Origin of the sequence: Cyclonatronum sp. (assembly GCF_022565315.1) — a bacterium.
In the GTDB taxonomy this organism is placed as follows: Bacteria; Bacteroidota; Rhodothermia; order Balneolales; family Cyclonatronaceae; genus Cyclonatronum.
This window is the reverse complement of the sequence record NZ_JAIUMX010000138.1, coordinates 1-8,073: the sequence shown is the minus strand read 5'-3', so window position 1 is coordinate 8,073 and position 8,073 is coordinate 1. Positions and strand designations below refer to the sequence as shown.

The following is an 8,073-nucleotide window of genomic DNA, read 5'->3' as shown; positions in this document are numbered from 1 at the left end:
CGGCAGATCGGTTCCCAAACCTGGATTCACGATTCCGGTCGCGGGCTCTATTATTATGACGCAGATGGAACGCTAACCAATGGCGCGTTTCCTCTCATTACCTCATCACTTTACTTGCTGAATCTCAGCGGTAAACCTGCAGCCCTTACCCCAAATGGCGACCTTTGGATACTGACCGGTAGCGACTGGCACCATTCAGCAAAGCTTCAGGATTTCAGTAACGAGCGTTTTATCGGCATTGGTGACGTACTTGTCCTGCATGATGGCAGTATAGCTGTTGCCGCTTCTGCCGGCGTATTCGTGTTTGATGCAGCCGGAAAACAGACGTACCACTTTTCAGATCAAAATCTGCTCACAGCTACCCTTTCTCACCGGCTCTATCAGGATGCGGACGGAACGCTTTGGGTTTCAGGAGCTAACGGAATTACCGCTATTGAAATCGGGCGGCCCATGCGAAGGTTTTTGGGAACGCAGGGCTTGCCGGAAAGCGACCTTGTTACAGTAACCGAGTTCAATCAGCTTGTTTTTGCAGGCACAAACAACGGTCTTTACAAAGGTGAGGCCAATCGTTTTTCCAGAATAATTGAAGATCAGGTAATCTACGCTTTCCATGAAACGCCTGCCGGACTGCTGATTGCCACTTCCGGCGGATTGTATGTATATGATGTGTCCGGGAACATCACCATGCTTTTTGATGAAGGCCGGGTTTTTAGTCTGGCAGGAAGCCGGAAATCAGCATCTCTTTTTTATTTCAATGCGCTGGGAGACGGGCTTTGGGCAGCTTCCCTCAACGCAGACAAAACCTTTTCTTTTACCCGAATCTTCCCCTACGAAAACACCATTTTTACCATAAATGAAGACCGCTACGGGGATATCTGGCTGGGTACGGGCAGAAACGGCGTCATTCAGCTGAAAGTAAGGAGAGACCAAGCCGGCCTTCCTGAAGTAACAGCTCACCGGCAGTTCACTGCGGCTGACGGGCTTCCGGCGGACAGCTACAACTACACCAAGCAGACGCCCGATGATGTGGGATTTATCACCGAAGACGGCTTCTACCGGCTGAACGGGGAGCGGGATGCCATCATAAAAGACACCCGCTTCGGTGCACTCTTTGGAGAGGAAGGCGGTTTCCGGGTATGGCCGGTAACACCGGGCCGCGACGGAAACACCTGGATTGCCCGGGCCGCCTTGAAAATCGGCAAATCGACCTACAATGAAGCGACCGGCCTTTACGATTGGCACGAAAGTGAATTCACCCGCATGGCCGTGTACCGCAACGTGAGTGCCATCCACGAATCAGCCAACGGCAGGGTTTATTTTCAGGCATTTAACCGAATCGGCTATTTTGATCCGAACATTCCGAACAGGCCGCTGCCGCAGTTTCGGACGCACATCACCCATGTAACGGCATCCGATTCGCTGGTGTATCAGGGCTGGGGAAGGTCAGAAAACGGCAGCCGTCCGGTGATGGCATACGACAGCAACAACCTGCGCTTCAACTTCGGTCTGATATCCTTCCTGCCTGCCGACCGGAACGCCTATCAGTACAAACTCGAAGGTGCCGACACTGATTGGTCAGACTGGACGAACGAGCTTTATGTCGATTACCGAAACCTGCGGGAGGGCACCTACACCTTCCGCGTGCGCGGGCGTAACCTGTATTATGTACCCTCGGAGCCGGCGAGCTTCACCTTCACCATCCTTCCGCCCTGGTACCGGAGTTTGTGGGCATATCTGGGATACGGCATCTTTTTCATCGGCATCGTTTTCGGATTCTCGAAATGGCGAACGCAGCAACTTTTGGAGCGTCAGGCCGAGCTCGAGGAGCAGGTAGCCCTGCGCACCGAAGAAGTGCGGCAAAAAAGCGAACAGCTTGAAAAGCTGGATAAAATCAAAAGCACCTTTTTCTCCAATGTTAGCCATGAGTTTCGCACTCCGCTTACGCTGATTAAGGGACCAACCGAGCGGCTGATTGCCGACAAAACCCTCCCCCTGCAAAAGCGCATCAGCGAGTATGAGCGCATCCTCGAAAATTCAAACCGCCTGCTTTCGCTTATAGATCAGATCCTGAATCTGTCCAAAATGGAAAGCGGAACCTACACCTTACAGCTGCGCCGGGTTGAACTTACGGCCCTGCTCAGAAAAATTGCCGGATGGTACCGCGAGCTCGCCCGGCGAAAAGGCCTTGAGTTTCACTTACAGCTGCCCGATGAGCCGTTTTGGATATACGCCGATACGGAGCTGACCGAACTTCTTTTTTCCAACATCCTTTCCAATGCGGTGAAATACACACAAGATGGAAGTGTAGCCCTGAGCTGCATCATCACCGGTGAAACCGCTGAAATCCGGGTGAAAGATACCGGCATCGGGATTCCCGCCGGTGAACAGCAGCATATTTTCGACCGCTACTACCGGGCCAAGAGCGGACTACTGAGCACCTCCGGCTCCGGTATCGGACTGAACCTGGTAAAATATGTGGCCGGGCTTCATGGCATGGAGATTGCCCTCACATCAGAAGAGCAGGCCGGAACCGAAGTAGCGATTGGCTGTAAAACAGGTCTTGCCCACATCAAGGCCGACTATACCGTTCTGGAAGATGACGACAGCATCCAAATGCATCCGCAAAATACACCGCCTTTCGAGCACAGGCACCTTCCGTTCAGCGGCACAGAGTCCTTACCGGAGGCGAATCTGTCAGCCGTAGCAACAATTGACGAGTCCGAAGACATCCCCCTGCTACTTCTCGCCGACGACAACCATGATATCCGTGCGTTTATCCGCTCGGTCCTTGGCAATGAGTACCGCTATGCCGAGTGCGCAAACGGGCTTGAGCTGGTAGCCATATCCAAATCGCTGCAGCCCGACATCATCCTATCCGATGTGATGATGCCCGGGCTCGACGGCATTTCAGCGAGCCGCATCATTAAAGAAGACCCGGAGACCGCGCACATCCCCATCATCATGATTACCGCAAAAGGCGGAAACCATAATGAGCTGACCGGCCTGGAATCGGGCGCGAATGATTACATCACCAAACCATTCTCCCCGGAAATACTGCGCGCCCGGGTATTCGGGCAGCTCACCCTGCTGATGCGCCTGAGAAATTATTACAGGCAGAAACTCAGGCTGAAACCGGTGCCATCAGCATCCGGAACAGAAGCAGCGGCAGGTGCAGTCACAACAAAAGATACGAGCGCACATCAGCCTGATTCGATGCCGGATTGGCAGCAAAAAATTGATGCCGATCTTCACAACCCGGATTACTCCGTTCAGGATATGGGCGCAACACTTGCAATGAGCAGTTCAAGTTTAAATCGGTTCATCAAAAAAGAAGCCGGGTGCAGCCCGCAGGAATATATCAGAAGAAGACGCATAGAGCTGGCCTGTGCATCCATGAAGCAGCAGGAAGGAACCATTAGTGAGATCGCCTACGCGGTGGGATTCAACAGCCTGAGCTACTTTTGCCGGGTGTTCAGGCAGCTCAAAGGGGTAACGCCAAAACAATTTATAGAAGGGGTTTGATTCGGGGAGTAGCCCGCTGCCCTTTTCGGAATTACGTTGTGAAATCAAGGCCGTTTTTACAGCCGGGAGCGGGTTGGATGTTTAAATTCAGAAATGTGTGCTTAGCCCCTGAACCTTTTTTTACCCCGAAACTCAAAGCCCCTCTCCTGGCAACTAATCTGACCCAAACTACCCCATACAGGTCTGAAAAGGGGCCTGGAGTACGTTCAACCCCGTTTTTTGGGCTATCCGTACTATAGTTTGGGAAATGCGTACTAACACCCCAAAACTAAATTATTTTAGCTTGTCTCTTAATTGAATACATGAATAAGTGTGTTCAGAGCTAAAAATAAATCAGAAATAATATTGCAGCAATTATGAAGTACTTCAACAAGTTTATGATAAAATATTCAATCTTAACCATAATGGTTCTGTGCTTTAGCACTTTATTTATTGAAATACTTGCACAATCAACAGAGCGCATTGATTTAGACGCGAAAAACCAGATATTTACCAACTCTGAAGAAAACGATTTTTTGCTGAATAGTGGCTTTGCCGGTGGTGATGGCCTGACACCTCAAACAGCTTTTCAAATATCAACATGGGAACATCTTCATAACATTCGTAATACGAACGGTGTTTACTTTCAGTTAATAAACGACTTAGATGAAACTACTGCAGGATATCACACCTATGCGAGTGAAAGCGCAAATGGAGGAGAAGGTTGGAATCCGATATTTATGTTTAGTAATGTGAATATATCCGGCTCGGATGGCAACGGCGGCAGGTTTACTATAAAGGGACTGTATATAAACAGAAATTCAGGTTTTACGGGTATTTTTGGTCGTATTAATGAAAACACAGTTATTCGGGATATAAATATCGATTCTCCTGAAATAACAACAAATTCATCACAAGCAGGAATCATTGCGGGTGGTATTTTTGAAAATAATGTAACGACATTAATTGATAATGTGCATATTTATAATGCTATTATAAACGCTTCCTTATCAGATCATGTAGGTGGTTTTATCGGAAATGGCAATAATGACCTCACGATTTCCAACTCTAGTTTTAGCGGAACTATTTATGGTAGAGTATATGTGGGAGGATTGATAGGAGAAAGTTTTGGAACTATTGTAGGATCTTCGACTCAGGGCACAATTAATTCCGATGCACTAGCTGGGGGATTAGTTGGACGAAAAAGAAGAGGGAGTGTTGCTCAAAGTAATTCTACAATGGTTGTAGGAGGAAGAGCCCTATTAGGCGGTTTGATTGGTGGTATTATTTCTAATTCATCAAATATGGTGACTATGCACCAAAGTTTTGCAACAGGCCGTGTTTTTGCAAATACAGCATTAATTGATAATGTTTTTGAAGACTATACACACATTGGTGGACTTGTTGGTACAACTAGGGGTGGGATATTGACAGAAGTTTTTACTACAGGAACCGTAAGTGGTAAGCAATATGTAGGCGGAATAACCGGATATCTATCTAATAACAGTACAATTACAAATGCCTATGCAACAGGAAACATATATTCAAACTTTGAAGGCTCAGGCATAGCTTATGTACAAACTGGTGCTGTAAGTAATGTATATGTAACTGGCAATAGAGGTGTATTTAATCCAAATATTTTTATGGATTCAATTAATGCGATTGTGAACACAGGTTTACAGGCTAATGGATATTGGAATACGAACTCAAGTGGTGCGGTCAACTCCACGCTTGGCACGGGCTTATCCCTCTCGCAATTATATCAGGCTTCAAGTTTTTCAGGATTTGACTTTTCGGAATCAGGTCCCTGGGCCATTATTGAGGGCAAGTCATTCCCATATCTGAAGGCTATACCGCTCGATTTTCCGCCGGGATATATATTTGATTTTGATGTGGTTAGTGAGTTTTCTTCCAACATAGAGATATTGAATGATGGAGAAACTGCATCCATTCAGCTTACAGTGCGCAATGACGGATTTGATGATTTAATGAGCGATGCAGAAGTAGTTTTTAGCAAGCAGAATTTGAGTGATCTGAGCTTCAGCTCGGGTACGGTTACCGACTCTACCTGGACTATCGGACCGCTTTCAAGTGGGCAATCGGCGTCTATAACAGTTACGGTACAAAAAACAGATTCAGAAGTGGGCTTTTTGTCGGCTTTGGTAAGTTATCTGGATCAAAACGATACCGTTGTCACGCAAAATTATACCGTCAAGATTGCACCACCTCCCTACGGAATGGCTTCTGCGATGCAGTTTAACGGGTCAAATCAGTATGCATCCACAAATATATCTGCTGAAGATGCTGGATTTACAAATAGCAGTTTTGCTGTGGATGTGTGGGTCAAGCCCGATAATTTAAACGGTACATCCGTAATTTTAGGCCAGCTTTCCGGTGATTCAGGTGAAAGATTACAGATTGGACTTCATGATGGAAATGCATTCATGAGTTTTTCCGGAGACGTGCTTACAGGCAATACAGCCCTTGAATCAAATATCTGGTATCATCTGGCTTTTGTATATGATGCCGATACGATGGAGCAAAAGATTTTTCTGAATGGCATTGAAGATGGCAGCCGGACCGCAGCCAATCATTTCAGCGGGACTTCGGAGCTATACATAGGACGGGGGAGCGACGGATACTTCAGTGGTCAGATGGATGAACTGCGCTTGTGGACCACAACTTCTTCCTGGCTGTTACATCAGACCATCAACCCTGATTCAGATGTTTTCCATGACCTAAGCAGTTACTACAGGTTTGATGCTAATCAAGGTGATATCCTTTTCAATTTCAAAGGGGTTAACGCTACTCTTTATGGATCGCCGGATTGGGTAACTTTTAGCGGGGTACCTGCCGGAAATGTAAGTGCATTTGCAACTGTCGGAAATGATGCAAACATTGGTTCTGCCGGAGATGAGTTGGTCGTATCCGGACTCACAACCAATGCAATTCACCTTTACAAGAAAGGTGAAGGTTCTAAGCCGCTTCGCAGTATTAATGCTCCGGGTGAGCAGTTCAGCACTGTAAACGGATTTCAAACGATTGTAAACAACCGGCTCAACACCACATTCGGGCTTGTTCCCAGAGGAGATATAGAGATAACAGGTCAGCTGGACCTAAGCTATGGTACAGCCGTTGGCGAAAACCTTTTGAATGACCCGCTTTATGTAATCTTTCGCCCGCATCCTGACAGCAGCTGGGTACCTGACCTGAACTGGAATAATGACACATCAGCGCGGGTATTTACCAGATCCGGAGTTATTCATCGGGGTGAATACAGTGTAGCTTCATTTAGGGTTATAGAGCCAATTATAACCCATTCGTTCCTGAGTATGGATGACCCAAACCCAAATGACATTCGGGTTGAGATTCAGCTAACAAATCAGGGCCCGGATGTTGCCCAAAATATGGCTTTACTTTTTGAATGGGACGAAAATATTACTCTTCCTGGTTTTGGCTCAGAAATTCCGGAGTTCGACAGCACTACGAATATTCTCAGTATCGGTAATATTGATGCAAATGATTCTAAATCTTTTGTATTCTCTTTTAATTACGAAAATTCGCTTCCGTTCTCTGTTTCAGCCGTAATTCAACAAACCGGAAACTTATTGATATCGGATCCGGGCAATTTAACAGAGAATTTTATCATAAGTGCTCCCCCCTACGGCGGCGGATCTGCCCTAAACCTCGGGGGCGCGCTTGCTACCAATACTGGCGGCAGTGCGCTCGGGCTGGTGAACAGCAGCTTCACCGTTGAGGCCTGGGTGAAACCTTCGTCAGTTTCCGGAGACCGAACCATTTTGGGTCAGAATATTAGTGGTAACCCCGATTCCCGCACCATACACCTCATTCTGCGAAACGGCAGGGTACACATGGGCTTTTATGGCGATGACTTAACCGGGCAGACCGACGTTCCGGCCGGGCTATGGTCGCATGTTGCCTTTACCTATGATGTGAACACCAACGCGCGTACCGTATATCTGAACGGGGTAGCCGATGGAACCGACTTTGCCACCGGGCCTTTTATGGGTGAAGGAAATGTCTATATCGGCCAATGGAATAACGAAAATTTCCTGAATGGGCGCATAGACGAACTCCGTATCTGGAACACGGCACGCAGTCCGGAGGAAATTCGCCAAACCATGCACCGCACCATTTCTGTGCTGGAGCCCGATTTCCAAAACCTCAAAGCCTACTACCGTTTTGATGAAGGCACAGGCACGACAGCCTACGATCTGCGCAATGGCTTTAACGCCAGCCTTTTTGGCAGCGGAGAATGGGAGCCAAGTCAGCCCGGCATCGGTCAGCTATCGGCTTTTGTAGCATCAGGTCAGACAGGAAGCTCCGGTAATTCCGGCAGTAGCATAAGTATAGAAAACCTGACCGGCAGCGATGTTAGGCTGTATGCATTCGGCGGGCTGAACCGCGCCCTGCGCACCGCTGATACCCCCGGAGAGAACTTCTCCGACCCGCAGCTTCAGGAACTGGGTATCACCGCGCGGTCGGCTCAGGTTTGGGGATTAAGCGCCCCCGATTCCGCCGCTGCATCCCTGCGTATTGATTATAGCAGCT

The 8,073-nt window shown here is 48.0% G+C and carries 2 protein-coding genes; both read left to right on the top strand.

Going from position 1 to position 8,073, the window contains the following annotated elements; genetic code table 11:
* Positions 1-3,522: response regulator (locus tag LAT75_RS14315; protein ID WP_291483362.1), on the top strand; the 3,522-nt coding region annotated here is incomplete at its 5' end.
* Positions 3,523-3,878: 356 nt separating this feature from the next.
* Positions 3,879-8,073 (top strand): LamG domain-containing protein (locus tag LAT75_RS14310; RefSeq protein WP_291483361.1); only part of this gene is annotated, 4,195 nt, incomplete at its 3' end.